The organism is Corynebacterium yudongzhengii (assembly GCF_003065405.1).
GTDB classification, from domain to species: domain Bacteria; phylum Actinomycetota; class Actinomycetes; order Mycobacteriales; family Mycobacteriaceae; genus Corynebacterium; species Corynebacterium yudongzhengii.
The window spans coordinates 383,004-408,247 of record NZ_CP026947.1 but is presented as its reverse complement, the minus strand read 5'-3'; the positions used below and the strand labels follow the sequence as shown (position 1 = coordinate 408,247).

The 25,244-nt window shown below is 66.1% G+C and carries 21 protein-coding genes; 7 read left to right on the top strand and 14 right to left on the bottom strand.

Annotated elements, in window-relative coordinates; translation table 11 throughout:
- Positions 1–179 precede the first annotated feature (179 nt).
- The 7 genes from C3B44_RS01900 to C3B44_RS01870 all read right to left on the bottom strand — a co-directional run bounded on the left by C3B44_RS01900 (position 180) and on the right by C3B44_RS01870 (position 13,541).
- Positions 180–959: an ABC transporter ATP-binding protein gene (locus C3B44_RS01900; protein WP_235840343.1), complete on the bottom strand. Its 780-nt coding sequence runs from the start codon at positions 957–959 to the stop codon at positions 180–182.
- Positions 956–2,059 carry a FecCD family ABC transporter permease gene (locus C3B44_RS01895; protein WP_108430869.1) on the bottom strand — a complete coding sequence of 368 codons (1,104 nt, stop codon included), beginning with the start codon at positions 2,057–2,059 and terminating at the stop codon, positions 956–958. Before C3B44_RS01895 ends, C3B44_RS01900 begins: the two co-directional genes overlap by 4 nt.
- Positions 2,056–3,099, bottom strand: a complete 1,044-nt coding sequence (locus tag C3B44_RS01890; protein WP_235840342.1) for a FecCD family ABC transporter permease — start codon at positions 3,097–3,099, stop codon at positions 2,056–2,058. The genes C3B44_RS01895 and C3B44_RS01890 overlap by 4 nt, the downstream gene beginning before the upstream one ends.
- Positions 3,100–3,171: 72 nt before the next feature.
- Positions 3,172–9,849 carry a condensation domain-containing protein gene (locus C3B44_RS01885; protein WP_108430867.1) on the bottom strand — a complete coding sequence of 2,226 codons (6,678 nt, stop codon included), beginning with the start codon at positions 9,847–9,849 and terminating at the stop codon, positions 3,172–3,174.
- A gap of 67 nt (positions 9,850–9,916) precedes the next feature.
- Complete coding sequence (locus tag C3B44_RS01880) at positions 9,917–11,512, bottom strand: amino acid adenylation domain-containing protein (RefSeq protein ID WP_108430866.1); 1,596 nt, start codon at positions 11,510–11,512, stop codon at positions 9,917–9,919.
- Positions 11,509–13,230, bottom strand: coding sequence for a siderophore-interacting protein (locus tag C3B44_RS01875; protein ID WP_108430865.1), 1,722 nt, complete (start codon positions 13,228–13,230; stop codon positions 11,509–11,511). The genes C3B44_RS01880 and C3B44_RS01875 overlap by 4 nt, the downstream gene beginning before the upstream one ends.
- Before the next feature lie 89 nt (positions 13,231–13,319).
- Positions 13,320–13,541: a phosphopantetheine-binding protein gene (locus tag C3B44_RS01870; RefSeq protein WP_158268609.1), complete on the bottom strand. Its 222-nt coding sequence runs from the start codon at positions 13,539–13,541 to the stop codon at positions 13,320–13,322.
- Positions 13,542–13,614: 73 nt separating this feature from the next.
- Between C3B44_RS01870 and C3B44_RS01865 the strand changes: the two genes are divergently transcribed.
- Positions 13,615–15,225: a (2,3-dihydroxybenzoyl)adenylate synthase gene (locus C3B44_RS01865; protein ID WP_108430863.1), complete on the top strand. Its 1,611-nt coding sequence runs from the start codon at positions 13,615–13,617 to the stop codon at positions 15,223–15,225.
- Here C3B44_RS01865 and C3B44_RS01860 read toward each other — a convergent pair.
- Positions 15,206–16,765: an FAD-dependent monooxygenase gene (locus tag C3B44_RS01860; RefSeq protein WP_108430862.1), complete on the bottom strand. Its 1,560-nt coding sequence runs from the start codon at positions 16,763–16,765 to the stop codon at positions 15,206–15,208. The two genes, C3B44_RS01865 and C3B44_RS01860, sit on opposite strands and share 20 nt — an antisense overlap.
- Before the next feature lie 1,504 nt (positions 16,766–18,269).
- On the opposite strand from C3B44_RS01860, the gene C3B44_RS01855 reads away from it, so the two are divergent.
- Positions 18,270–18,512 carry a hypothetical protein gene (locus C3B44_RS01855; RefSeq protein WP_108430861.1) on the top strand — a complete coding sequence of 81 codons (243 nt, stop codon included), beginning with the start codon at positions 18,270–18,272 and terminating at the stop codon, positions 18,510–18,512.
- Positions 18,513–18,582: 70 nt separating this feature from the next.
- Here C3B44_RS01855 and rplE read toward each other — a convergent pair whose 3' ends face one another.
- From rplE to rplN, 3 genes are read right to left on the bottom strand one after another with little or no spacing between them, the layout of a single operon-like run.
- Positions 18,583–19,161 (bottom strand): 50S ribosomal protein L5, encoded by a 579-nt coding sequence (rplE, locus tag C3B44_RS01850; protein ID WP_108430860.1) that lies wholly within the window; start codon positions 19,159–19,161, stop codon positions 18,583–18,585.
- Positions 19,162–19,163: 2 nt separating this feature from the next.
- Positions 19,164–19,478 (bottom strand): 50S ribosomal protein L24, encoded by a 315-nt coding sequence (gene rplX, locus C3B44_RS01845; RefSeq protein ID WP_108430859.1) that lies wholly within the window; start codon positions 19,476–19,478, stop codon positions 19,164–19,166.
- Positions 19,479–19,480: 2 nt separating this feature from the next.
- Complete coding sequence (gene rplN, locus C3B44_RS01840; protein WP_108430858.1) at positions 19,481–19,849, bottom strand: 50S ribosomal protein L14; 369 nt, start codon at positions 19,847–19,849, stop codon at positions 19,481–19,483.
- Between the two features lie 301 nt (positions 19,850–20,150).
- Between rplN and C3B44_RS01835 the strand changes: the two genes are divergently transcribed.
- The 5 genes from C3B44_RS01835 (at position 20,151) to C3B44_RS01815 (ending at position 23,523) form a co-directional block, all read left to right on the top strand.
- Entirely contained in the window at positions 20,151–20,837 is a 687-nt protein-coding gene (locus C3B44_RS01835) for a sortase family protein (RefSeq protein WP_108430857.1), read from the top strand.
- 400 nt (positions 20,838–21,237) lie between these two features.
- On the top strand, positions 21,238–21,705 hold the full coding sequence (locus tag C3B44_RS01830) for a hypothetical protein (RefSeq protein WP_108430856.1): 468 nt from the start codon (positions 21,238–21,240) through the stop codon (positions 21,703–21,705).
- A 78-nt stretch (positions 21,706–21,783) separates the two neighbouring features.
- Positions 21,784–22,005, top strand: coding sequence for a hypothetical protein (locus C3B44_RS01825; protein WP_108430855.1), 222 nt, complete (start codon positions 21,784–21,786; stop codon positions 22,003–22,005).
- A 67-nt stretch (positions 22,006–22,072) separates the two neighbouring features.
- Positions 22,073–22,723 carry a hypothetical protein gene (locus C3B44_RS01820; protein WP_108430854.1) on the top strand — a complete coding sequence of 217 codons (651 nt, stop codon included), beginning with the start codon at positions 22,073–22,075 and terminating at the stop codon, positions 22,721–22,723.
- A gap of 170 nt (positions 22,724–22,893) precedes the next feature.
- Positions 22,894–23,523, top strand: coding sequence for a hypothetical protein (locus tag C3B44_RS01815; protein WP_108430853.1), 630 nt, complete (start codon positions 22,894–22,896; stop codon positions 23,521–23,523).
- Here C3B44_RS01815 and C3B44_RS01810 read toward each other — a convergent pair.
- Genes C3B44_RS01810 through C3B44_RS01805 form a run of 3 tightly spaced genes read right to left on the bottom strand, consistent with a single transcriptional unit; the run spans position 23,504 to position 25,232 of the window.
- Positions 23,504–24,049, bottom strand: coding sequence for an alpha/beta fold hydrolase (locus C3B44_RS01810; RefSeq protein WP_158268608.1), 546 nt, complete (start codon positions 24,047–24,049; stop codon positions 23,504–23,506). The two genes, C3B44_RS01815 and C3B44_RS01810, sit on opposite strands and share 20 nt — an antisense overlap.
- Positions 24,046–24,309, bottom strand: coding sequence for an alpha/beta fold hydrolase (locus C3B44_RS11585; protein ID WP_146183444.1), 264 nt, complete (start codon positions 24,307–24,309; stop codon positions 24,046–24,048). The genes C3B44_RS01810 and C3B44_RS11585 overlap by 4 nt, the downstream gene beginning before the upstream one ends.
- 5 nt (positions 24,310–24,314) lie before the next feature.
- Positions 24,315–25,232: a dihydrodipicolinate synthase family protein gene (locus C3B44_RS01805; protein ID WP_108430851.1), complete on the bottom strand. Its 918-nt coding sequence runs from the start codon at positions 25,230–25,232 to the stop codon at positions 24,315–24,317.
- Between the last annotated feature and the right edge of the window lie 12 nt (positions 25,233–25,244).

Below are 25,244 nucleotides of genomic sequence, written 5' to 3'. Positions count from 1 at the left end.
CTTGAAATCAGAGAAGTGATCTATGCGGTGTCAAGAAAGCTGGGCGCCAAGTTTTCGGACCTGCACCCAACCCAGACATGATGTTAGGTTAGCCTAGCCTCTCACAAAAGGGTTAACTATTGGATTACCCAAGAAAACCCTCGGGGACCACCCTATTCGGGGGTCGAGCCCCAGCGTCCTCAGCGCGGCACGACGAGCGGCCCGCCCGTCACGGGGTCGGCGGCCACCACGGCATCGAGCCCGAAGACATCCATGAGCAGCTCTTCGGTGATAACCTCCGCCGGCGCACCCGTCGCCGCCAAGTCGCCGCCGCGGCGCATGACCACCAGATGATCGGCGAAACGCGCGGCCAGATTGATGTCATGCAGCACCATGACGATCGAGCGGCCCGCCTCATCGCACTGGGCGCGCACCAAGCGCAGCACGTCGACCGAGGTGGCCAGGTCGAGGTAGGTGGTGGGCTCGTCGAGAAGCATCGTGGCGGTGTTTTGCACCATCGTCATCGCGATCCACACCCGCTGGCGCTGACCGCCGGACAGATCCCCGATCCGGCGGTCAGCGACCCCGCCCAGGCCGGTCGTCTCCATGACCTGGGCGGTGATCTTGTCATCGGCCGTGGACCACTGGGCCAGCCAGGACTGATAAGGATGCCTGCCGCGCGCCAGCAGCTGACGGACCGTCAGCCCGGGCGGCGCCACCGGCGTCTGGGGCAATAGCGCGAGCTTGCGGGCGCGCTCCCGGCGCCCCCAAGAATGCAGCTCGCGGCCTTCGAAGGTGAGCGAGCCCTCGTAGCGCAGGAGGTCGCACATCGTTTTCACCAACGTCGATTTGCCGGACCCATTCGGGCCGATCAGGCAGGTCACCTGGCCGGCGGGGATCGTGAGATCCAGCCCGGTAATGACAGGCCGATCGGGATAGCCCGTCTGCACCCCGGACATAACAAACACAGGCGAACTCACACGGTCTCCTCTCGTCGAACCCGCACGATGATGTACAGCAGGAAGGGGGCGCCGATGAAGGCGGTGACCACGCCCACCGGCAACTCCCAGGGCAGAACCACCCGCGCCAATAAATCCGCGCCGAGCAGAAGCACCGCCCCCATCAGCGCGGAGAACATGAGCGGGGGCGTCGGTGTCCTCGCCAATCCCCGCGCCACGTGCGGGGAGACGAACGCGATGAATCCGATGGGCCCGGCCGCGGCCACGGCGACGGCCGCGAGTATCACCGCGACCACCAGCTGCACGGCTTGGGCCACGCCCACCCGGTGGCCGAGCACGTGGGCGGTCGCCGGGCCGAGCACGAGTGCTGCCAGCTGGAATGCCAGCCACCCGCCCACTAGCACAGCAACCAGCACGACGACGAACGGCGCACCCGCATGGTTCCAGTCCCGGCCGTTAAGCGAGCCGGTCAGCCACATGCGTGCCGACGCCGCCCGATCCAACTGCGCATAAGCCAACAGCCACGTCGTCATCGAGGACAGGAAGATCGACATGCCCACCCCGATGAGCACGACCTTCAACACCGAGCCCCGGGCGGAGCCGGCCAACAGCCAGATCACCACGGCCGCGAGCCCGGCGCCGATGATCGCGGCGCCGGGGATGCCGACGGTCGCCATCACCGTCGTCGCCCCCGCCTCCACGACGCCGCCGGCACCGGCGCCCGCGAAGATGATGGTGGCCACCGCAGCCAGCGACGCCCCGTTGGTGATGCCGAGGATATCCGGGCTGGCCAGGGGGTTACGGGCCACCGACTGGGTGAGCGCGCCCGAAAAACCCAGGGCCGCGCCGACCAGGCAGGCCACCACCGCGCGCCCCAGCCGCATATCGAAAACGACCGCGCGCTCGATGGCGCTGCCACCGCCGGCGAATACGGCGAGGACTTCCCCCATGGACAGCTGGAACTCTCCCTGGGTGACGGAATAGCACACCCCGAGCGCCAACACCGCGCCCGCCAGCGCCACGCAAAGCAGCAGGCGGGGGTTGATAGGCATCGACGCCGGGCCGACCCTTAAAGCCCGCAGCACCGGAGCGTGGGGGCTCTGACTCTGACGTTGACTCATAAGCCGCCTCCTTCGATCCGGCCACGGCGCACCAGGTAGATAAACACCGGCACTCCCATGACCGCGAGCAGGACGCCCATCGGTAGCTCGCCCGGCGCGACGACGAGACGACCGAGAATGTCTGCCCACAGGGCTAAGAGCCCACCGCATAAGGCGGACAGCGGTATGACGAGCCGGTAGTCGGTGCCCGTCAGCCCGCGGACGATGTGCGGGGCGGCGAGGCCGATGAACGCGACGGGCCCGGCCGCGGCCACCGCCGCGGCCGAAAGGCCCGCCACGGCGAGGATGCCCGCCACCCGATAGCCCCAGACGGACACCCCCAGCGAGTAGGCGGTGTCCTCCCCGAGGGCGAGCAAGTTGATGCCCGGCGCCAGCGCCACGGCCACGACGAGGGCCACCAGCGCGATGGGCGCGGTGGCGAACACCACTGAGAAATCGCGACCGGCCACGGAGCCGGTGGCCCAACTGCGCAGGGCGTCCAGGACCGCCTCATTCGTGATCACGAGCGCGCTGACCACCGCCGAAAACAGCGCGGAGAGCGCCATGCCCGCCAGGATGAACGCCAGCGGGCTGCCCGCTGCCGGACCCCGGGACGACAGCACGAACAGCAAGGTGGTCACGATCAGCGCGCCGCCGATCGCGGGCACGGTATAGGCCGCTTCGCCGGATAGCCACCCGAGCGACACGCCCACGGCGACTGCGGCCGCAGCGCCCTGGCCGACGCCCAGGATGCCCGGCTCGGCGAGCGGGTTGCGGGTAAACCCTTGCATCAATGCGCCGGCGGCGCCGAGCGACAGCCCCGCGATCAAAGCCAGAAACGTCCGTGGGATGCGCTGGGTGCCCAGCAGGATGGCGATTTCGTCGAAAGGCTGGGGCTCTCGCGCCTCCGGGGACCAGGCGTAACGCAGGCCGTCGTCAAGCGCAGTCCAGATCTCCGCCGCCGTGGTGGCGCGCGCCCCCGTGTGGAAGCTGAACAGCATCGATGCGACGACCGCCGCGATCACTAAGACAGCGATACCGAGGGCACTCACAGTGGACACGCGTCGACGAGTCCCGGCGCGCGCCACGGTTAGAGTTGACACCTCGCTCGAATGCATGAGGTTATCCTAACCTCACATCACCCCCAGGTCACGCAGGCGGTGCAGGAAGAAGCCTCCCGCCTTCTCCCATCCCCGGTCGGAGACCACCCCGAAGTGGTCCTCTGCCACCTCACAGGCGTGCACATCCGCCCCGGTATCCTGCCACGCCGCGACCGGATCCCAGGGCCGCTTTCCGGCGGGGCGTCCGAGGCGGGTGCGGGTAGCAACCACCACGCAGACCTGCCCATCCCACCCCAGCGGCGCGGCTTTTTCTAAGAGGGAAGCACTCCTGGCGACGTTATCTTCCATCGCCTGACGCACCTCCGGATCGATCGCGGCGAGCTTCTCGACGTCCAGTCCGAACACCTCAGCCAAACCTTCACCGGCGTTCTCCGCTCGGCGAACGCGGGCGTGTGACCATACTCGTACCGCAGGATAAGCATCGAGGATCCCCAGGAAATCCACCGCGGCTGGCCCGCCCAGTTCCACCGCCACAGCATGTGCCAACGCTCCACCGAAAGACCACCCCGCCAGCCGATAAGGCCCGCTGGGCTGTACGCTACATATCCGTTGCGCGACGTGGCGGGCGGCGTCTGTGAGGGACTCGGCCTGCAGGCGGTCGTTCCAGGTCAGCGCGCGCACGCGGCAGCCGGTCGACGTCGCTAAGTCCTGCCACGGGGCGTGCAAGCCCGAGGCGGGCGGCATGCACCAGATCGTCGGTACCTCGTCTCCGAAAGTCTGCACGCTGATCCAGTCTTCGCCCGGGCTCTGCGCGCCGATGCGTGCGGCGATCCCGCGCGGGCTTTCGCCGGCAAGGATGTCCCCTACCGTCAGCTTAAGGCCTGACCGCCGAAGCCTTCCCAGAAGCTCAACAGCCAGCAGGGAGTGTCCCCCGGCCTCAGAGAAAGACTCCTGCCAGCCAACCCTGCGATCTAGGAGGTCGCCCATCTCGCGGGCGATGGTGGCTGCGGCGTCGTCGACGCTCGTCCCGATAGAAATGCCGGACGCCGAACCTGCCGCTTGCTGGCGGGGCTGAGGCGGGCGCAGGTGGGCGCGGGGCGCCTTATCGTCGCCACGCGCTACCGCGCGCAGAATCTCCCCGAGCCGGTGAGCGGCCCACTCAGCACGCTCATTACTGACCAGCGCGGGACGATACGCGAGGACGACTCCTCCACCCCTACCGGGGCGCGATACCACCGTCATGGGGTAATGCGTCTGTCCGAGTGAGTCCGTGCGGGCGATCTTCAGCGCTCCCTCGCCGTCCGGATCAGGGACGTTTTCCGTCACGACAATGGTGTCGAAGAGCTGGCTGGCCCCCATATCCGCCACAGAAGCCGCGGTGCGCTCGTTGAGCTCGAGACGTTGGTCGTGGAACTCGCGGAGCATAGCCTCAAAGTCCTCGCGGCCGTTGACGTCGACGCGGGCCGGGAGAGTCGTGGCAAACAACCCCATGACGTCTCCTATGCCGGTAAGCTCCAGCGGGCGACCGGACACCGTCACACCGAAGACCACGTCGCTGTGCCCGCTCAGCTCTCCGAGCACGATCGCCCAGGCCACGTCCACCAGTTCGGCGGCGGTAGCCCCTATCTGGCGGGCGCGCTCTTCGGCACGCTCGAGGATCCGCTCCTCTTCCCTGGGGTGAGAGGACAGCACCGGAAGAGTGATCTCGGCATCCTCTGTTCCTTGGCTATCGGCCACCTGCGTGGGCTCGGCCCCTGCCACGTAGGCGCGCCACGCGGAGGTGTCGCTGACGCGATGGCGCTCGACCCGCCGCAGGTACGCACGCACCTTCTCGATCTCGTGGAGGTCGGCGCGCGGGGTGGCGTCGTCGAGAAGCTCTTTCAGCAGGATCCCCGTCGACCAGTTGTCGGTGAGCAGGTGGTGGCCGCTGATCACCAACGTTGCCTCTGTCTCCGAGGTCCGCACGACGCTGGCGCGCACGAGCGGCGGACGCGAGATGTCGACGTCCCGGTCGCGGGCTTCGGACACGAAGCGGTTAACGACGGTTTCCGCGTCCCCTGAGAGGGCGGCCAGACAGCGGGCATCCACTCCTCGAAACGACGCATAAGCCTGCGCACGGCGCACCTCCCGCGACGGGAGGAACTGCACCGGCTGGCCGGCGGCGGTGGCATCGAAGCCCATCATCACGCCCGGGTGACGTTCGAGGACCTCCACCCATCGGCGCTTAAGCCTGCCGAGGCTCACCGAATCTGGGTCGTTGGCCACGAGATCGACACGCATAGCCACCGCGTAGGGGTCCGCGTCGTGTGCCATGACCTCAAACAGCATGCCCGCCTGCTGGGGGCTGGCGGGCAGCACCTCCTCCATGGCTCCGTATGCAGCTTCGATGGCGCGGGTCGGTTGATCGCAAATCCCCGACTCGTCCGCCGCCACCTGCGCTTCCAGCTCTGCCACCACGCGGGCGTGGAAAGAGTCGACGTCTTCGTGGCCGCCTGCCACTGTGTATTCGATCTCTGCTGTTGTCTCCGAGGCCTGCGCATGCACAAACACGTTGCAGGTCATCTCCTCGGTGCAGCGTCGGCGCGGTGAATCAGCCACGCCGAAAGCCTCCGCCGCCGCGGGAATGACGTTCACCACCACCGCCGGCGAGACGAGGTCGAGCCCCTGAAGCGCACCTGCGGGAGAGGCCGCCAGCTGGGCGAATCCCGCTCCCTCACCCGGCACCGCGGCACGGGCCTCGGTGACACAGCGGCGCAGGTCCACGGCGTCGGCAAGCGGGTCGACTCCCTCGGGCACCTCGATTACCAGGGGGTATTCCACGGTGAACCAGCCCACCTCGCGCTCCGTGATAAGCGCGCCGTCGCGCCCATGGCCTTCGACCCCGATCACCACCTGCATGCCCGCATCACCGCTCGAGCGCCCGCCGCTGTGGAGCGCCTGCGCGTGCGCGCGGGCGATCGCGGCGAGCATCGCTGTCTCCGGATCCTGCGCCAGCGCCGCCCCCGCTCGCAGACCCACCGCCCGCCGAACGGTCGTGGCCTCTGCCCTGGTGGCCGCATGCGGGCCGCGGTGGAGGTCTGTCTCGCTGCAGGCACGCCGAACCGATGCCCAGTGTGCGAGTTCCTCGAGGGGCAGCGCCGAGAGCTCTGCGTCGTGGGGATCACCGGCCGTGGACTGCAGGTGGGAGCGCAGCCCGTCCGAAGGTGTGAGCGCCTCCGTGCCCGCCAGCACCGCGTGGGCGTCGGCGCGCAGTGTCGTCCAGCTCAGCGCATCGACAGCGAGATGGTGGACCACCAGGCCGACGCGGTCTTCCAGCAGCACGACGGCCAACATCCGCCCAGCTTCTGGATCAATCAGGCCAGGTTCCTGCGCCACCTCATCCAGCGTGCACTCACGCCTTTCCTTAACACACTCGGCGGGATCAACCAACGAGGTCCGCGGAATGATCAAGGCGGGGCCATCGGGACCATCCGGATCGAAGACCGCACGCAAGCTCGCATGGGCCTCGACGAGCTGGGCCGCCAGCTTTTCCGCTGCCGTGCGCGTAGCACTCACTCCCAGCTCCCCATACTGGCGATACGCCGCCCAGCTCTGCGCATCCGGGCAACTGTCCCACTGGCGGGCGGCCACCGGCGACAGCGGAGCCGCACCCACCGGCTGACACGCGACGCCGGCGCTGTGCACGGCTTCATCATCGCGGGTCATCGCCGCGGCCACCTCCCCCAGCGAGGCCCCGGAGAGCAGCTCCTTCGGAGTGACGTGCCACCCGCTATCACGCAGCCGCGTGGCGACGAGCAGCGCCCCGATCGAATCCCCACCCTGGGCGATGAAGCCCTCGCCTGCCTGCATGGGGATGCCGATGGTTTCCTGGCAGCTCTCCAGTAGCGCACCCACCGTGGCATCAGCTTCGCCGTGGGAGTCCTCGCCGGCGTGCTCCGCATCCATGTCGGCGCGCAGCCGCGCGCGATCAACCTTCCCGGAGGTGGTCACGGGCAGCGTATCGACGAGCCGGATCCGCCCCGGCACCAGCCCCGCCGGCAGGCGGCGGGCGGCCTCGGCGCGCACGCTTTCCTCCGAAAGCTCGGCGCCGGCCTCCGGCACCACGCATCCGACCAGGCCAGCACGCCCGCGGACCACGACGGCCGCAGCCATAACCCCCGGGGCGGCTACAAGCGCGCTTTCGATTTCTCCGGGTTCGATGCGCCGACCGTTGACCTCTAACTGGTCATCGACCCGGCCCAAGAATTCATAACCTCGTTGGGGAAGCCAGCGCACCAGATCGCCGGTATCGTACAGGCGCTCCGGTCCTCGGCGTGGATCCACCGTGGTGGTGATGAACGCCTCTCGGGTGCGCTCCTCGTCATCGAGGTAGCCGCGGGCGACTTGGGGCCCGGCGAGGTAGAGCCGCGCCTTTTCACCAGGTCCGGCAAGCGTTTTACCCTCACTCAGCGCGTACGCCCGCATCCCCGCCACCGGGCGGCCAATCACGGCTGCCCCCGGCACGACGTCGGCGGTGAGCGCGTCAATGCAACACTCGGTGGGGCCATAGACGTTGATCGCAGCGACGCGTGTGTGGGCAAGCTGATCCCACAATGCCTGCGGAAGGGCCTCGCCTCCCACGACCACCAACCTGAGAGCGGGAAGCTCGAGTAGCCCCGCGCCGATCAGGGCGCCCATCAGCGAGGGCGTGGAATCCATGACGGTTATTCCCTCTGCATCTAACCTCGCCACCATCTCTGCGGGGTCGTCGAGGATGTCCTCGGAGTACAGGCGCACGCAATGCCCGGCCAGCAGCCACAACAGCTGATCGAGCGCGGCGTCGAAGGTGAACGCCGCGGTGTGCGCGACGAGGCCGCGCTGACGGCGATAAAGCCCCGCCAGGTGGCCGGCGAGCAGCGCCTCGAGGTTGCCGCGGGTGACCTCGACACCTTTAGGTTCCCCCGTGCTCCCCGAGGTGAAAAGCACATAAGCGAGATCTTCTGAAGTAGGCTCGCCGGTCTGCGCATTCTGAGCTTCAGGCCTGGGCACCGGCAGCGGATCTCGGCCGGCCACCCAGTGGGCTCCCACCCGTGCGAGGATGTCTCGCTGCCGCCGTGCCGGGGCTTGAGGATCGAGGCAGGTAAACGCCACCCCGGCGTGCAGGGCCGCCAACACGGTGACCACGAGTTCCGTTCCGCGGTCTAAGTCAATGCCAATGACGTTGCCTCGTGGCAGCCTACGCGATAGCTCCAGTACTCTGCGGCGCAGCTCATCGGCGCTGAGGGTCTCGTCATCGGTGATCAGGCAGGTCTTCTGCCCGGCGAGTTTTTCGATCAGAGTGCGCAAAGGCTGCGGTTTTTCCTGCGGAGTGAGTGCCCTGCGGGCGTCGATAAGCGCCGTCTCCTCCACGGCATCCGGCCCGCACACCTCGCCGAGCGGGGCGCTCAAGCGCGTCGGGGCCAGATGCACAAGAGCGCTGAACTCTTCGAGGAGCTGGCGTGCCTTCTCCCCGGATACGCGTGCGGGATCGGTCTCGAGGCCGAGATCCGCGCCGCCCTCGGCGGTCGGCGTGACGACGAGCCCGTAGTCCTCCGGCGGCCCTCCCGCGACGTTACGCAATGCGCCCTGCGCTTCTCCGAAATCAAGATGCACATCGAAGACTTTCGCGTTGACCCCCGCCCCGTGCAGCAGCGCGCCGGCTCCGGGGATGTCTAGGTCTTGGGGCAACCACTCCCCGCGATAGCACTGGTGTTCAGCAAGCTCGCGGAACTTCCGGTCCGTCTCGCGGATCAGTTCAGCGAGCGTGGCGCTCTGAGTGACCACCACCGCCAGGGGCAGGACGTTGACTCCCATCGCGGGAGTGGCTCGCCACGCGCGGGTACGCCGCGCCATCATCGGGATGGCCAGTACCAGCGGTTCTGGGCGACGGCCCGTGTCCTGCCACACGAACGCGGCCCACAGCGCGGTCACCGCGGTCACCCACGTGGTGCCGAGTTCGCGCGCGGCGGCATCGAGCTCCTCCCTCGCGGTGCGGGGCAATCGTACGGTGGTGGTCAGGGTGCGGCCCGAACCCGGCGCGGAACCGGTTGCTGCGTTCAGCTTTTCTCGTTCCTTCAGATCGGGCAGGGAGCCCGCCAGCCCGCGGAAATACTCACGGTCTTCGCGGAGCTCGCGCGAGGCGAGGTACGCGCGGTCGTCGGCCACCAGCTGGGATAGAGGCGCCCCGCGGTAGGGCTTGGGTTCGTGGCCACTGAGAAGCGCCCGATAGTGGGCCGCGATGCGGCGGCTTAACAGCGCCGCCGAGTACCCGTCGACGATGAGGTGGTGATAAAGCTGGATCACCCACGTTTCTTCGGGGCTTAAAACGAGGACGCGGTAGAGGCACAGCGGCACCTCGACGAGCCCGGCGCGCTGGATCTGCTCGGCCAGCTCGGTTTTCGCGGCGTCGACTAATGCTTCCGCCAGCACCTTGGGGTGGCGCGTGGCGCGCAGATCGCGCACTTCCACCGGGGCTACTTCTGGGGCGACGCGCTGGCGGGGTTCATCGCCGGTGGCCGCGATCCTGAGCCGGAGGGTCTCCGCCTCGCGGTGCGTGGCGGTGATCGCCTGCGTGAGCGTCGCCACGTCCACCGTGCCGTGGAGCTCGAGGACCTCCCCCACGACATAATGGGACGAGGTGGGATCGAGCCGCACGGCGTCGTACACGCCGCGCTGGGCAGAGGTCAGCGGCAGCGTCTCGGCCGTGGGGTCGGTGGAGTCGGATGTCGGCATCGGTGAGAATCCTCCCGGGGAGTCGGGGTGCAGTGGTTAGCAGGCAGGTGCGGCTCGAGGCCGCGCATCACGGCGATTCGGCGCTCAGCGCCGCGCGGTCGAGCTTGCCGTTGGTGGTGACGGGTAGCTCGTCGATAAGCACGACGCGATCCGGCACGGCATAGGCAGGCAGGAGTAAGGCCGCGTGACGACGCACCTTGTACTCCCATCCGCTATCGGTCGAAGGTTCTCCCTCAGCCACGATGAAGCCGATCAATCCGTCGCCTATGACCTGTGCGGCGGCGTCGTGGACCCCGGGGGTTTGGCGCAGTGCCTGGTCGACCTCACCGAGCTCGACGCGGTTGCCGCGGATCTTGACCTGTTCGTCGAGGCGTCCGTGGTATTCGAAGAGCCCCGTCGCGGGATCACGCCGGGCCAAATCACCGGTGCGGTAGCGCCGACCGCCGCTAGGGGCGGAGGAAAATGCGGCGTCGGTGAGATCAGGCCGCCCGATATAGCCGGCGCCGACCTGAGGCCCGCCGAGGACCAGCTCCCCGATGTCACCGTCTGTGGCTTTCTCGCCGTCAGGACCGACGATGAACGCCTCGACCTGCGGTTGGGGCCATCCCAAAAGGGGCGCCTGCAGGCCGGGTTCTGGTGAGCGGGACTCAAGCGTCGCCTCGAGGGCGTCGGTGTACTCGACGGCCAATACGTCCATTGCCGCCTCGGAAGGCCCGTAGAGCCCCCATACTCGACAGCCCACTAGCTCACCTGCTCGCCGCGCGAGATCGCTGGGGACCGCTTCGCCGCCGAGGAGCAGATGGGCCAGCGCTGTGTCCTCATGGCTGTCGAAAGCGTTGAGGAGCGCGCGCAGCATCCCGGGCACCATGGACAGGACCGTCACCTTGTGATCGCGTATGAGATGAGCCATCTCCTCGACGTCTCCGGGCCACCACCCGCGCGGGGGAACGATCACGGTTCCTCCAGCACATAAGGGGTTAAGGATCTCCGCGACAGCGACATCGAAACCGATCGGTGCTTTCCACAGGACTACTTGGTCGGCTCCTCCGAAGGTGTCGGCCATCCACCGCAGGTGGGTGGCCACCCCACGGTGGAGGTTGATGGCACCTTTGGGCCGGCCTGTCGTTCCCGAGGTGAAGATGAGGTAGACCGGTTCCTCCGGCGTGACCTTTCGCGCGGGCAAAACAGCGCCGCTTTCCCGCTTCCCTTCCTGGCGCAGCTCCTGCAAGACCTGGGCGTCGAGGTCCAACCAGAGCGGGTGCGGATCACCGGCAGGAACGTGCGCCTTGCTACTGGTGGTGAGGACGATCCGCGGGGCGGCATCGTGAAGAACTGCGCGGATGCGTGCTGCCGGCGCCTCGGCATCAACGGGGACGAAGCTGGCCCCGGCGCGGATCACCGCGACTGCCGCCACCACTTGCGCGACAGAGCGCTCGCCGATGACGACGATGCGGTCGCCCGCAGCGGTGCCGGCGGCAATAAGCCGGCGGGCGAGTGCACCGCTGAGCTGGGCCAGCTGCCTATAGGTCAGGTCGCCCTGACCCCCGGCATCGACAACCGCGAGGCGCTCGGGATCTGCTGCTGAGCGACCAACGTCGGCGAAGACCGAGTCCAAAAGACCTGTGACGGTATCCGTCGACCATGTCTCGTGTGCCTGGCTCATCGGGTGGTTTCTTCCTTGCTCCTTTCGGCAGTAACCACGTGCGTGCCCCACCCGACGGCGCGTTCGCCTCGGACCACGAAGCCGGCGTCGGCAAGTGCTCGGGCGAGTTGCCGGGCCGAGGGGATCGCCGTATCCATAAGGCACATGCGCATGAGATCGTTTTCATAATCGTGCTCATCGCCGCCGGTTAAAGGAAGCAGCGAGGTCACCACGTGGATCTCCTCGACCTCGAGCTCAGCCAGGCGGGCGGGGATCTCACTGGCGGATCCCCACGCGAAGGGGTCGATCGCAACGGCCGTGTCTGTGCTCGGGGCGCTGCCTTCCGCCGTGGAGGATCGGCGCCCGTCGCGCGCACCCGCGGTCACCGTGGAGTCCGGATGACGTCGACGAAGCTCTTCGGCATACACCCCGCTACCTGGTCCGACGACCAGTACGGGTCGCGCCGCGAAGTCCTCGCTGACCGCCACAGCCGGGGCGGTCCACTGTGCCTGGGCGTCCTCGGCAAGCGCGAGGCGATCATTGCCCAGGATCTCCCGGAAGGGGCGCTTTTCCTCGCCCAGCGGGACCGGCGCGTTACCGCGCAGCGCCGACTCCAGCTGCAGAAATGCCAGATCACGCAGGGCAGCTGGCCCCACGAGGCTTCCCGCCACGTGCGATTCCGGGTTGGCGAGTTCTTGGCCGAGGGCGGTGAGCCCCACCTCGACTCGGGCCTCGTTCTCGGTGAGGGTCACCAGGTCGAGCGCGGCGAGGTAGCGCACGAGGCGCAGGAGACGCTCCTCGGCGACGCCGGTCGAACGGGCCAGCCGGTGGAGGTTGTTCTCCCCGGCGTCGATGCGGGAAAAGAGCGCGAGCTGTGCGCCTGCGCGGATGGCCAGAGCTGGAGCGAGGTCGGTGAGTTCGTGCAGGCGGAAGAGGGCGTCATAGCCGCCGCCGACCACGCGGCCGTCCTCGTCGAGGCGGGCGTCGGTGGCGCGCCAATAGCCGGTGACATCGAGGTCCTCGTGGGCGATACCGCGTTCTTTGAGCAGGCGCCGCAGCGGCTTGATGCGTCCCGCCTCGCCGGCCACCCAGGCGAAACCCTCGCCGGGAGGAAACTCGAGGGCCTCCACCGCGGAGACGAAATCCCCGCCCTCGTCGCGCACGACGAAGCGGATGTCCGCATCCCCCGCGGTGGCCAAGGGGTAGGTGTCGGCCCGGGTGGGCACCTCGATGACCGCGTGCACCTTAAAGCCCGCGGGCACCTCTTCGAGTCCGCGGGCAATGGCCGGCAGTGCGGTCTCATCGCCGGCGAGCAGCAGCCAGTCGCGGTGTACGGGCAGCGAGCCGCAGTTCTTCGGGCCGACCACCCAGACAGGATCTCCCGGGGCGGCGTTCTCAACCCACCCTTCGGCCAGCCCCAGCTGGTGACGCGCGAAGTCCACGGTGATGCTGTTGGCCTCTTTATCGACGCTGCGCACCGTGTAGGTGCGAAACAGGCTGTTGACTTCAGCATTCCAGTTCAGTCGGCCGTCGCCCAGCGGTGCCGGGTAGGGGCGTTCGCCGGTGGCCGGGTCGGGGAAGATGATCCGGACATCGTCGTCGAAACCAGTGCTGACCAGCGGGGGCATCCACGTGCCATCGAGGGTGTGGCCGGCGAGCTGCTTGCCTTCGAATTCGACGCGCCTCATCCCCGGGGTGAGGTCGGTGACCGAGCGCACCCGCAGCTCCCTAATGGCCATCGGGTGAATGTCTTGGTTTCTGGACGATCGAGGCACGATGACGCTCCTTGTGAAATCGGCTGTGGTGAAAAGTAAGGGTCCTTGGCTGGCTAGTCCGCGAGGATCTCGTGCCAGGCGACGAGCGAGGTATCTTCGGCAAGGTCCGTGAAATCCACGTCGTGGCCCTGGGTGCGCAGCCACGTGACCACTTCGACGAGGCGTAGGGAATTCAGCCCTTGGTCAATGAGTTCTTCCTCCTCGTCGATGTCTTCGGGCGCGACGTCGACGAGGTCTGCGATGTGGGTTTTGAGCTCGTCCATGAACTCATCCATGCCGCAACCTCCCATACTCCTGAAGTAAGCGTAGGCTAACCTTATCACGCCGAAAGGATTGGAGGAAGCACCCATGCTCACCGCCGTTGACGCGGCCACCGACCCTTCGATCACCGCGACCGGAGTTTCCGACGAGGCCGCCGAGCACTACCGCGCCGTGGGCGCATGGATAGGCGATACCCACACGGCGATGCTCGCTCGCAGCGTATCCCGCTTCGCCCACCGCCCAGCGGCAACTGATCGCGACCGCTCGGTCACCTACGCGGAGCTTGACCAGGGCGCGGCCGCGGCCGCCCAGTGGCTCAAAGATGCCGGGGTGGGCCGCGGCGAAGCTGTCATCGTGCAACTGCCGAATTGCATCGCCTACCTCGAAGCGATCTTCGGCATCTGGCGGATCGGGGCTATCCCCGTCTTCACGCTCCCCGCCCACGGGGCCAGAGACATCATCCACTTCCACCGCCAGGCCCCCGCGCGTTTTCACCTCGGTCCGACGAAAGGCGATCGCCATCATCGCCGCGTCCTTGCTCAGCTCGCCGAAAAAGCCCCAGAGCTCACCCTGCTCGATGTCGACGTGCGGTCAGCCCACCCCTTCGGCACCACCGAGAACGACCCCGAACCGATCGAGGTGCCGCCCAGCGAGCTGGCGTTTCTGCAGCTCTCCGGAGGGACCACCGGGGCACCCAAGCTGATTCCCAAGACCCACGACGACTACCTCTATTCCGTGCGTCAGTCGCTCACGCTCTGCGACCTTCAAGGCGACTCGATAGTGCTGGTCGCGCTGCCGGCGGCACACAACTTCACGATGAGCTCTCCCGGCATCCTCGGCGCCCTCATGGTGGGTGCCCACCTCGTCTTCGCGCCGGATCCTTCCCCCACCACACTGGCGCCTCTCATCGATCGCCACCGCATCACCCATGCAGCCTTCGTTCCGCCCGTTCTCCTGGGCCTGCTCAACTATCCGGAGCGAGACCGCTTCGACCTATCCTCTTTAGAGACCATCTGGGTAGGCGGGGCGAAGCTCTCCGAAAACGTGGCGCGTCGGATCCGCCCGGAGCTGGGATGCCGGCTGCAACAGGTCTTCGGCATGGCCGAAGGCCTGGTCAACTACACCCGGCTAGATGATCCGGAGGACACCATCATCACAACCCAGGGGCGTCCGATGTCGCCCTTCGACGAGATCCGGGTCGTCGACACCGAAGGCTCTCCGGTTCCGCCCGGAAAGCCGGGGGAGCTACTGACCCGAGGCCCCTACACCATCCGCCGCTATCACCGGAACCCTGAGGCCAATGACCGCAGCTTCACGGCGGAAGGCTTTTACCGCACGGGCGATCTCGTGGTGCAGGCGGCGGACGGATCGATCACCGTCGTCGGCCGAGTCAAAGACCAGATCAACCGAGGTGGCGAGAAAATCGCCCCGGAGGCTGTCGAAAACGCGCTCCTCTCGCACCCCGAGATTCACGACGTCTCCGTCGTGGGAATCCCCGATGACGTGTGGGGAGAGCGTACCTGCGCCTATGTCATCCCCCGGGCGGGCACCGAGAATACCTCCCTGACCTCGACGGTAGTGAAGCGCTACGCCCGCTCCCGCGGGCTCGCATCCTTCGCCGTGCCTGACACCGTGGAGCTCTGCGATGAGTTCCCGCTCACCGGGGTGGGCAAAGTCTCTAAGAAAGACCAGCGCTAAGGCCGCTGCGCAGCCGCGTGGCGAGCGCCGGGACCTCGGCAACCTGGCCGGCAGCCGCAACGAAGTGATCCGGGCGGATGATGGCCGCACCAATGCGATGCTCGTCAAAGAAGCGGTGCAGGGTCCCGTCGTCCTCCAGGAGGTTGTCAGCCGGTGCCGGCCCTAAACAGCCGGAAGGAACGACTTTGTGGGTGGGCCATTCATCAGAAATCTCCGCTCCCCAAGTGAGGATGGACCATCCGGCGGGGAGGGCTTCGTCGAGAAGCATCGTGCGGCCCTGTGCCCGCACGAGCGGTTGAGGAAGCATGGTGCCGGCAGGCAAATCCCCGAGCACTAAAGGCCCGGCGAGCCTGGGCATGGGCTTGAAACGCATATCGGCAACGCCGCGGCGAATCGGAGGGATGGCACCGAGCGCCCGCGCTGCCACGTCGCGCAGGCGGGCCTTCCCGCCTTCCATGGACACGAACTCGCCCACCTGACGGGATCTGCCCACCATGGCGTTCACATGGTCCCGACGCTCCGCGTCATAGGTGTCCAACACGTCGGGGCCGTAGTCGCCGTGGACGACGCCGGCCAGCTTCCAGGCGAGGTTGGCGGCATCCCGAATGCCGGAGTTCATCCCCTGCCCCAGCCACACCGGCATGAGGTGCGCCGCGTCGCCGGCCAGGAGGATACGGCCCGAGCGGAAACGCTCAGCCACCCGGGAGTTGTGGGTAAATTCCCGGTACCGCACGACATCGTTATCTACCTGCACACCGACGCGCTCGGCGATAAGCCTCTGCACAAGCGAACGGCTGACCTCTTCTCCGTCGTGCAAAAGGAATTCGAAACGCCGCATGCCATGAGGCAAGCAGATCGAGACATAAGGCCTCGCGGGGTCTGCTCCGAGCACGCCGCCCGGACGGCCCACGGGATCTTCGGCGAGATCGGCGACGAGCCACCGGGTCGCGGCGGTCGATCCCGGAAACCCGATGCCCAGCTGTTTCCTCAGCTCGGAGCGGCCACCGTCGCACGCGACCACCCACTGCGTCTCGACGAGCGCGCCCGCCACCCGCGCGGTCACGCTGGTTGTGTGGTCACGTACGTCGTCGACACGCGCCCCTAAGCGCAGCTCGACGCCTGGTCGCTGGGCCAGCGAGTTGGCCAGGATACGGTCGAGCGCCCCCTGGTGGAACGCGTTTTTACGGGAGTATCCCAGCGGCTCTCCTTGTGCGTGGAATGTGGCGAGCACCCGGTCCTTGCGATCCACCACGCGCATGTAGTGGCCAGGCAAAAGGTGTGGTCGGAGGTCATCGATCACGCCCAATTCTTGGATGACGCGGAGCGTATCGTCGTCGATGCCCACCGCCCGGGGATAACCAATGAGCTCTTTGCGAGCATCCGCGATGAGCACGCGCACCCCACGGGCGGCTAACAACCCAGCGAGCACCAGCCCGGTCGGGCCTGCCCCGACGACAAGGACATCGACCTGCTCGGCGGCCTCGCTGGGCGAGTCTGCAGCTGAGCGCGGGTTCCTGGGATGGGGCTGGGCGGGGGCCATGCTGGACGGGATCCTCTCGGTCGGTTCTTAGGACATGCCCTTAGCCCGTGAGGGCTAGGACTTTTAGGCAAGGCTTACCTAATTCAAACGAGAGTGTACGCCCGTCGTCTGGCCGCGGTTCTGTGGGGCAGCCAGCCGCGGCCGGGCCCTAGCTACAACGCAGCTCTGATGTGGAGGCTGGGTTGTTCGGCGGTTCGCGTGTCAGTAATACGGGAGGGGGCTTTCTTCTTGGGCGCGGAGGGCACGGCGATGCGCCCCATTCCATGCTGTTCGGCGCGGAGTCGCTCTCGCCGGAATGCGCCTGCCTGAGTGCTTCTCGTGCCTTGGCGATCAGCCCGAAGAGAATTGCCGGACCGGTGTCTTGGGCTACTGGCGGAGGTGAAGTGGGGTTGACCTACGTGACTATGCCGCCGCATAGTGCGGACCGGATTACGCACGTGCGTAATCGGGATTCAATGGATTCCGGGGAATTCATAGGTCTGCGAGGCCCGCCGGAGTCACGGAGTCGACCTTGCGAGCGGAAACAGTCCCCAGACTCACTATGCCGCGGCATAGTGGGACCAGGTTTTACGCACGTGCGCAATCGGAAATCAATGGGTCCCGGGAGATTCATAGGAACACGGGACGCATTGAAACCGGAGGCCCCAGATTTTTACGCACGCGCGCAAAATCAGGCTCGGCTGTCGAAGTCGATCGTCCTTCACTCCCACAGGGCCACCGCGACGACTCCGCGAGCGGGAACGATCCCAGATTCATTATGCCGGGGCGTAGTGCGAACCGGGATTCTACGCACGTGCGTAATCGGAAATCAATGGATCCCAGGAAACTCATAGGTGCACGAGACCCATCGGAGTCACGAAGTCGCCCCGGCGAGCAGAAACAGCCCCAGAATCCCTATGCCGCCGCAGAGTGGGGAGCAGGTGTTTACGCACGTGCGTAATCGCAAATCAATGGATCCCGGGAAACTCATAGGCATACCAGCCGCACCGGAGCCACGGACTCGACTCCACGATCAGAACAATCCCAGAATCCCTATGCCACGGCATAGTGCGGACCAAGTTTTACGCACGTGCGTAATCAGGATTCAATGGATCCCGGAGAACTCATAGGAACACGAGAACACACTGTCGGAGTCACCTGAGGCGGCTAGTTTTTACGCACGTGCGTAAAAACTACCGTCGGTTGGCGATGCGAGCATCCCCGCCGCCAAATGCCCCGAGCAGCGAGCACTGATATCGCCGCGGCGGGGTCTGCTGAGAGTCGGTAAATCTGCACCGCCGAGGACTGGGGATGTGGTGGCCGAGGCCGGGTGACTTTTACCAACTACCCCGAAACCATCGCTACCGGCTTACTGGAGAAGCCTTACCGGAGAAGTCTTGTCAGAGAAGCGCCACCACCCGACCGCCCCTGAAAGCCGGAATCACACTCCCCGCATCATGCCGAAATCTATGCTAGGTTGCGAACAAGATCACAATCCCCGACCTGTGTGATAGTGAGGTGCCCAATGGGCAACCTGCTCAACCTGCTTTTTGGCGATCCCACGAACCCCGTATCCGAGATCAAAACGATCTTCTCCCAACACGACAACCCCCTGGCTGCGGCCCAGGACTGGGCAAAGAAGCTTCTGCAGGACAAGGACATCGACCCGATGAAGAGCCCGTTAGCAGCGATCAAGGAAGTCCGCACGGAAGAAAAGGCCTTCAACTTAAAGAGCGCGACCTACCTGGTGGAGAAGCTCACTAAGTAGGAGCAAACAAGAAAGGGCCGCAGGAAACGTTCATCCGTTTCCCACGGCCCTTGTCTCAGAGCGCAAACGCTTAGGAGCGCTGCATCTTTCCGTCCTTGTCAACGAACGGGAAGCCGAGCTCGCGCAGGAGCAGGCGGCCCTCGTCGTTGCTGGTGGCGGAGGTGACCACGGTGATGTCCATGCCGCGCGGGCGGTCGATCTTGTCGACGTCGATCTCGTAGAACATGGTCTGCTCGGAGAGACCGAAGGTGTAGTTACCGTGGCCGTCGAACTGCTGGTCGGACAGGCCGCGGAAATCACGGATACGCGGCAGAGCGATGGTCAGCAGGCGGTCCAGGAACTCCCACATGCGGTCGCCACGCAGGGTGACCTTCGCGCCGATCGGCATGCCTTCGCGGAGCTTGAAGTTCGCGATGGAGCGCTTGGCGCGGCGCAGCTGCGGCTTCTGGCCGGTGATCGCGGTGAGGTCCTCGATCGCGCCGTTGATGACCTTGGAGTCACGGGCGGCGTCGCCGACACCCATGTTGACGACAACCTTGGTGATACCCGGGATCTGCATGACGTTCTCGTAGCCGAACTCGTCGTTGAGCTTGGTACGGATGTCCTCGCGGTAGCGGGTCTTCAGACGGGGGGTGTAGTTTTCAGCCATTATTAGATGTCCTTCCCGTTGCGCTTGGAGACGCGGACCTTGCGGCCGTTCTCGTCGAAACGGTAGCCGACACGCGTCGGGTTGCCGTCGGAGTCGAGCACCATCACGTTGGAGACGTGGATGGGGGCCTCCTGGGTGACGATGCCACCGGAGGAGGCGCCGCGCTCGCGGGCGGAGTCAGCGACGTGCTTCTTGATGCGGTTGACTCCCTCGACCAGCACCTTCTCGCGCTTCGGGTAGGCCTCGATGACCTTGCCCTGAGCACCCTTGTCCGGTCCCGAGATGACGACGACCATGTCGCCCTTGTGGATCTTCATTACTAGATCACCTCCGGTGCGAGCGACACGATCTTCATGAACTTCTTGTCGCGCAGTTCGCGGGCGACGGGTCCGAAGATACGGGTGCCACGGGGCTCGTTGTCGTTCTTGAGGATGACGGCTGCATTCTCGTCGAAGCTGATGTAGGAGCCGTCGGGGCGACGGGTCTCCTTGCGGGCGCGGACGATGACCGCCTTGACGATCTCGCCCTCCTTGACGTTTCCGCCCGGAACAGCTTCCTTCACGGTGGCGACGATGGTGTCGCCGATGCCAGCGAAGCGTCGTACCGAGCCGCCGAGAACGCGGACGCACAGAATCTCTCGTGCGCCGGAGTTGTCGGCGACCTTCAGACGCGATTCTTGCTGAATCACTAGGGTCTCCTGACCTGGTTGTAACGCATGCCAGATTTCCGTCCTGGGCACGCATGGTCTTGGCTTACCGCTACCAGCGCTTGTCGACGAACCACTATCCACGTGGTCGCAGGGTCTCGGGCTCGCGGTTCGGAAACGCGCCGCATACACCCGACCGGCCCTGGTAACCCGTCTATTCAACCACGCAGCCAAGGCCCGCGCCAAATCCCTCTGACCGTGGCATATACTGCAACAGATCACGGAATCCGGGAGGGCGAACGTGGGCCGTCATTCACTGCCTGCTCCACGCTTGTGGAACGACATGCGCGTCCGCGTCCCCATCGGCATCGTCATCACGATAGCCCTGCTGCTCAGCATCCAAGAAACTCTGGACCCGCCCGAAAATCTCGATACCAACCAGGTGGCAGCGCCTCCCGAGGTACACATTGAGCCCAGTCCACCCGTCGAGATGTACATCCCGGCCGTCGAACTCGTCGCCCGCTTCGAAGAGGCCCCCTGCCGGGTGAATAACGGTGCGATCGATCCCGCCACGATGGATCTCGCGTGCGCGTATACCGCCGAGGATCGCCCTTATTCCCTCCCGGGAACGGCCACCGAGGATCTCACCGTCATCGCGGGACATACTGGCGCTGGGCTCAGCGGGGTGTTCGACAAGCTTTACGACGGCACCGCCGATCAGCACACCATCGCCACCGGCGACCAGCTGTATCTGCGTACCGAGGCCTCCGGAAGCCAGTGGCTGGTCTATCACGCGACCGACCTCCACGACCCCGATAAAGAGGGCCTCGCGCAGGATCCCGCGGTGTGGGGCGAGACTGCCATGCCCGGCAGGTTGTTGACCATCAGCTGCATCCAGCCGGCCAACCCGCTCGCCGCCGCAGTGCGCAACGCGGTCGTCGGCTGGCAATACGAGGGCGTCATCGACGAAGCACCCGATCACACCGTGCTCCCGCCCCTTTACCCGGGATTGGAGCCTGACGCGTCCTGAAACGCCGCAACCTCCATAAATACCCCTGAACGGGGTGAACAACAGACGTTTCGAACCGACATTCGCCGACCATCGGCAAACACACTCTGTGAGTAGCCTTTTAGCGCCACCGCGGTGCCGGGTTATGTCAGAAAAAGCTCAATTTTCAATGTTTTAACATGTGACTTTTGTTAATTTTTGAGACAAATGTTTCTAATGGGCTTAATGTTAAAACAGCTGCCCACGGCCACCATTCGGGCGCACGACTATCTATAACTACTGAGAATCAGGAGAAGACCATGAAGCGGTATTCCGTCTCCCTCACCGCCCTGACCGTGACCGCTGCCATGGCGATCGCCGCCGGACCGGCCGTCGCGCAGCCCACCGAGGGAACCCCGCCAGCCAACGACGCTCCCCGGCCGTGGAAGAAGACCAGACCTTCGAGGGCGAGACCTACACCACCCAGGACGGCACGATCTTCTACCGCCACGACGACGGAATCCACTGGGTCAATGCTCCTGAGCGCGCCCTGCCCGGCGTGGAGCTGAGCCCGGAGGAGCTGAACCGCTCGGCCGAGATCCAGGACACGGTCAACGCCGATTACGCCGCGGTCGTCGAAGAGACCGTCCCGCTTTCCTACGAGACCCTAGATGGCCAGGTCTTCTACCGCACCACCGACGGCACATACTGGGTGGATACCCCGGATCGCGCCGCCGGCAGCCTGAACGACCAAGAGCTGCAGCGCTCCGAGGAAATCGCCGCCATCGTCACCGCCGACCAGGAAGCCCGCGGCGGCGCACAAGAAACCGCCGCCAGCCCGGCCACCGTCGCCGGCATCCTACTGCCCGCCGCCCTGGTGGTCGGTGGTGTCATGTGGTACCTCAACTAGGACGGCAAGACCTACGTCCAGGACGAGTCGCGCGTCCATGCCATACCGACCGAGGAGAAGAAGGCGGCTTCCGACAAGATGCTGGCTGATCATGCCAACGAGGTCGCCGAGCAGGCCAAGGACGCCCAGAAGAACGGCGCGGCTGGCCACGCTAGAGCCCAGGACTCGGCTGCCACCGGCGAGCGTGGCATGGCCGCCGAGACCGGCAACAACACGCTCCCCCGCGCCCTGGCAGGGCTGGCGCTCGCCTCCGTTCTGGCAGTAGCTGGCTTCGCCGCCCGCCGCCGCTTCTTCGCCTAAGCGGCGCCCCCAAGATTCCGGCCCTTTTCGTCGAGCGCACGAGGGCCGGAATCTTTATGTTGAACCCATGACACTCATCTTCGCTGTCGGCGCCGCGTTCCAGACTCTTGCGACCTTGCTCTTCATGGTGTTCTATGCCCTCGGTCTCTATGTTTCGGTCGGCTACCTTGCGGTCGCCGCCAGTATCGGAGCCCTCGGCGCACTACTCAGTACCATCGGCTCGCTGCGCGGCCTTCGCCTGGCGAGCTTGCGCGTTCTCGGCCTCATACTCGGGCTTGCCGGGCTTCTAGGCTGGGGAACGAGAAGCTTCGCGAGCATCACCGGCGACTTCACGAACCCCTTGATCGGCCTGATCGACATCGGGGCCGAACCAGCGGCGTTGGCCAGCGTGGCGGTTCTCCTTGTCGCCACCGTGCCACCGCCTGCCTCCACGCACGCGTGGCTGTTCATCCTCGCCTACGGCGCTTCGCTCTACCTGCCTCAGCTCGTCTATGCCTTCCCCTTACTGACATACAGCATGTATAGCGTGCCCTGCGCGATAGGCATCGCCATGATCGCGGTGGCCCTAAAGGCACCCGCCCCCAAAGCTCCCCAGATCCTCGCCATCGTCGCAGGCTGCCTTGCGACCTTCGGCGCCCTCGGGTTTTTCCTTCCGTTCAGCATCATCGGCGCCGCTGTTATCGGCATCGCCGCCAGCATCACCGAGCGACGGCCGTGATAACAGCCCACGCTTCCCCTCGGCACTTTCCTACTGCCGCGCCCTAACGAACCGAGTGCCGTCGATAACCATCCCGGTCGGTATACAGATCAACGGGAGGAGCTTCGTGAGCGCCTCCGTCCCAGAAACACCCTCTTGTCCCAGCACAACCGGCTGAATATAGTCAACCTATGGCAGCCATACTCGGCCTCGGCGCCGGCTTGCAGGTGCTCGCGGTCCTTTCCTTCTTCGCCTTTCCGGTGCTGGGCTTGTGGGCTTCTGCCCTTCTCGGAATCCTCGGCGCGCTGGCGAGCATCCTCGGATCACTCCGGGGCTTCGGCACTTATGCGCTGCGCATCTTCAACGCGCTACTCGGCGTCATCGCACTGCTGGGCTGGGGCAGCTGGATCGCGGTGAGCGTCCTCTACGAACCCGGCGACCCCGTCATCAACATCGCTGGCATCGTCACCGTGCCGGCCGCGTTCGGCGCGCTCGCCCTTGTCCTTATCGAAAAATCGCCGCCTCCCGCCTCGACGCACGCCTGGGGCTGCGGACTCATCGCCGGCGCCAGCCCCTTCGCCAGTTCATTGGCTCTCAACGTCGCTTTCGGCACCATCATCCTGCAGATCGTCAGCTTCGTGGCAGCTGTCGCGAGGATCGCGCTCGCCGTGCGCTCCCCCGCGCAGACAGCACCGAAGGCCCTCGCCATCACCGGTGGGGTGCTCGGCATGGCGGGGACCTTGTTATTTTTCTTCCTTTATGTCTCGGTGGCGGTCGTCATCGCAGGTGTCGCCGCCAGCCTTAGCGAGCGCCGCCTCTAGGCGCCCAGCTCGCGTAGTACCCGCCGCACTTCGGCGCCGAAGGCTTCCGGCAGATCGATGGGCAGGGAATGCGTGCCCCCTCCAGGTAGGTCACCGTAAGCTCCGGGCGCCCCATGCCCCGAATGGCTTCAGCTCCCGCTTCGCCGACCAGGCAATCATCACCGGAGGTAATAACGTGCGTGGGCACCGCCAGGTCCGCCACGTAGTCCTGCCACGGCGCCGGGAAGCTCACCACCCCACTGGCCACGACGCCAAGATCCACGTGCAGCTGCCCATAGAGCCAGTGCAGATGATCGGTGCTGCGCCAATGCGCGCGCTTGAGCGTGTTCTCGGCCAGCGCGCCGACGGGATCGCACTGCCACCGTGCAGTACGCCGCACCGACTCACCCGCGGCCTCGGCATAGAAGCGTTCCTGCTCGACGCTCAGCCACGCCGGGTCGGCCAGAATCAGCCCCCGCATCTTCTTCGGCACCTGCTTCGCCACGGCCGTCGCAATCGCCCCGCCCATGGAGTGCCCGATAATCACCGCCGGCGCCGACAGCTTCTCGACGACCCCCACCGCCGCCTCCACGCTGCGGGAAAAACGTCGCGAGGCTTATCGACGCCTCCCAACCGCGGCGACGCCCCATGGCCGAGGGAATCCACCCCAATCGCCCGGTAGCCCTCAGCGGCCAGCTCGCAGCGCAGCGGCTGCCACCACAGCATCGAGTTGGACACGCCGTGGAAGAAGACCACCGGCACCCCGTCTTCCGGGCCGGTGCACGCACAATTCAGCATTTTTGTCACCGCTTTTAGAGGAGGCCGGCGTCGATAAGCGTGGCCTTCACCGCGTCCACCTCGTCGGGCCTGAGCTGCGCCACGGGCTGCGGCATCTGGGCGGAGTCGAAGACGCCGAGCAGCTTAAGGGCCGCCTTGAAGCCGCCGACGCCGGCGCCGAAGCCGCTTATCGACGTCGCCAGCATCGCCACCCGCATCAACTTCGCGAGCCGGTCCTGCTCCTTCTTCACCCACTGCCAATCGCCGGTTTCGGCGGCCTTCCACTGCCGAACGTAGCCTTCGGGGTCGACGTTGCCGAGGCCGGGCACGCAGCCGTCGGCACCTGCCAGGTACGCCCCGTCGACGACGACCTCGTGGCCCGTGAGCAGCGTCAGCGGGTGGCCGGCCTCCTCGTTGGCTTGGATGAGCAGCCGAAAGCCGACGTCGTCGCCGGAGGAGTCCTTCACCCCGGCGAGCACGCCCTCTTTCCCGAGGCGCACCAGCATGTCGTTGTCGAGCTTGGTGTGCACGCACACCGGGATGTCGTAGGCGAAGACCGGCAGCGTCGTCGCGGCGGCGATGAGGCGGAAATGCTCTTCGACCTGGGCTGGGCCGCCGAGCGCGTAGAAGGGGGCGGTGACCACGACGGCGTCGGCACCCGCGGCTTCTGCTTGCTGGACGTGCTCGATCACCCGCTGCGTCTGGGTGTCAATGCAGCCGACCAGCACCGGCAGGCGACCGTCGACGACGCTCAGGGTGCGGTCGATAATTGTCTGCCGCTCACTCGCAGTGCAAAACGCGCCCTCGCCGGACGAGCCGAGGATGAAGAGGCCGTCGACGCCGGCGTCGATCAGCCGGCTGAGATTGCGCTCGTAGGAGGCCGAATCGAGCGTGCGATCCTCGTGGCGGGCGATGACCACCGGAGGGATAACGCCTCGGAAGGAAGCTGTCATGATGGGGAATAC